This is a genomic window from Allobosea sp. CER48 (assembly GCF_044752385.1).
In the GTDB taxonomy this organism is placed as follows: domain Bacteria; phylum Pseudomonadota; class Alphaproteobacteria; order Rhizobiales; family Beijerinckiaceae; genus Allobosea.
Window position 1 is genome coordinate 1 of sequence record NZ_JBIWYK010000511.1, and the last position, 2,054, is coordinate 2,054.

Consider the following 2,054-nt stretch of genomic DNA (forward strand, 5'->3'; position numbering starts at 1 on the left):
CCGATCAAGCCGGAAGACGAACTCGCGATCGGAGCGATGCTGAACAGGGTGACGGCGGAAGACCTGCGGCTGCGCTTCTTCTCGCCTCAGAAGTTCTTCAGCCATGTCTTCCTCGCCCGCCTGACCCAGCTCGACTACGCACGCGAGATCGCGTTCCTCGCGGTGGAAGAGGCGAGCGGCGAAGCAGCCGGAGCCGTCAGGCTTCATGCCGGCCCGGACCATCGCGAGGCCGAATATGCCATCCTGCTCCGCTCCGACCTGAAAGGCATCGGCCTCGGCCGCGCATTGATGGAACTGATCCTCGACTGGGCCCGGGCCGACGGCATCCAGCGCATCCACAGCCAGGTCCTGGCCGAGAACGGGCCGATGCTGGCGCTCTGCCGTAGTCTGGGCTTCGACATCACGCTAGACCCGGAAGACACCTCGATCCGACGCGTCTCACTCGACCTCGCGCCACCGGCGTAAAGGCGATCTCCATCTTTTCACGCCAGATGGCGCGGGAGAAAACAGGAGGACGCCATGCCCAAGCGCATCATTTCATCGGACAAGATCCACAAGGGCAGGCTGCCCTTCGCGCAGGCGGCCGTGGCTGGCGACTTCATGTTCGTCTGCTGCATCGGCACCGATCGGGACGGCAAGCTCGCTGTCGGCGATCCCCGGCGGCAGACCCAGCAGTGCATCGACAACATCAAGGCGCTCCTGGAGGAGGCCGGCGGCAATCTCTCCGACATCGTGAAGTGCACCGTCTACGTTACCGACCGGGCCTATTGGGAGCCGATGAACGAGGTCTACTTCGCGAATTTCGCGGAGGCCTCGCCGCACCGCGTCTCGTGCATCGTCAACGGCCTCGGCTCGCCCGACTGCATCGTCGAGATCGACGCGACCGCTTATCTCGGCGACAAGGCCTGACGGCTATGGATCGGAGGCGATCCCGACGAGGAAGCTAACCCGTTCCGGTCTGGCGCCGCTTCCAGTCCGCATAAAGATCCGGTCCGTCTTCGAGGCGGACCGGCACATGGCTGATCCTCATCGACTGCTCGGCGAAGGGCCTTGCCAGGTCGGCATAGATCGCAGCGGTCGAGAGGCCGTAGGGCGCGCCATCGTCGTTCGAATAGGCGTAGTAGACCTCGCTTACGCCCGAGAGCCGCATCGCCGCCATGCACATCGGGCAGGGATGGCCGCTGGCATAGACCGCGCAGCCGGCGAGGCTCGGCGAACCCAGTTTGCGGCTCGCCGCGCGCAGGGCGACCAGCTCGGCATGGGCCGTCGGATCGTTGGTGGCGACGATCTCGTTGACGCCGGTGGCCAGCACCTCGCCATCCCGAACCACGACCGCACCGAACGGACGACCGCCCTGGTGCATGTTGGCCTTTGCGAGCTCGATAGCGTCGCAGAGGAAGCGCTGCGTCGGGTTCATGATCGCTCCATTCACCGGGCGCCGGCCGCGCGCAGGATCTGCTCGATCTTGGCGTAACCGCGGCTGCGGGCGTGCTGGAGCGGCGTGACGCCGTCACGATCGGCGAGGTTCACATTCGCTCCCGCGGCGATCAGGTCCTTGACGATCTGCTGATGCGCCTGCCCGCCATCGCTCAGGATGATCGCCTCGAGCAGCCCGGTCCAGCCGAGATTGTTGACGTGGTCGACCTCGACACCGGCTGCGATCAACGTGCGGACCGTATCGATATGGCCGCGCTCGCAAGCCGGGATCAGGGCGGTGCCGCCGTAGCGGTTCGTACTCCTGAGATCCGCGCCATGAGCCAGCGTCAGCTTGAGTATGGCGAGGTGGCCGCGCGCACCGGCGTAGAGGTATGCGCTGTCATTCATCGCGTCCTTTGCGTTCACGTCGGCGCCGGCCTCGATCAGCGCCCTGGCCGCCTCGATGCGGTTGTCATGGGTCGCGACGAGCAAGGCCGTGCGCCCGCGTGCGTCGCGGGCGTCGATGGCAGCGCCTCCCGCGAGAAGGCGCCGGATTGCAGCCGCATCGTCGTGGGCCGCAGCGGCGTGGAGGCTCGTGTCTGTCATGGTCTGTCCGAAGGCAATCTGCGGCCAGAAGG

4 protein-coding genes are annotated in these 2,054 nt (G+C 66.1%); 2 read left to right on the plus strand and 2 right to left on the minus strand.

What is annotated here, in order from left to right; genetic code table 11:
- Both ACIPIA_RS14945 and ACIPIA_RS14950 read left to right on the plus strand, forming a co-directional pair.
- Nucleotides 1–465: GNAT family N-acetyltransferase (locus ACIPIA_RS14945; protein ID WP_400510689.1), on the plus strand; the 465-nt coding region annotated here is incomplete at its 5' end.
- Nucleotides 466–519: 54 nt separating this feature from the next.
- Nucleotides 520–909, plus strand: coding sequence for a RidA family protein (locus ACIPIA_RS14950; RefSeq protein ID WP_400510690.1), 390 nt, complete (start codon nucleotides 520–522; stop codon nucleotides 907–909).
- A 34-nt stretch (nucleotides 910–943) separates the two neighbouring features.
- Here ACIPIA_RS14950 and ACIPIA_RS14955 read toward each other — a convergent pair whose 3' ends face one another.
- Entirely contained in the window at nucleotides 944–1,417 is a 474-nt protein-coding gene (locus ACIPIA_RS14955) for a nucleoside deaminase (RefSeq protein WP_400510691.1), read from the minus strand.
- A gap of 11 nt (nucleotides 1,418–1,428) precedes the next feature.
- Nucleotides 1,429–2,022 carry an ankyrin repeat domain-containing protein gene (locus tag ACIPIA_RS14960; protein WP_400510692.1) on the minus strand — a complete coding sequence of 198 codons (594 nt, stop codon included), beginning with the start codon at nucleotides 2,020–2,022 and terminating at the stop codon, nucleotides 1,429–1,431.
- Between the last annotated feature and the right edge of the window lie 32 nt (nucleotides 2,023–2,054).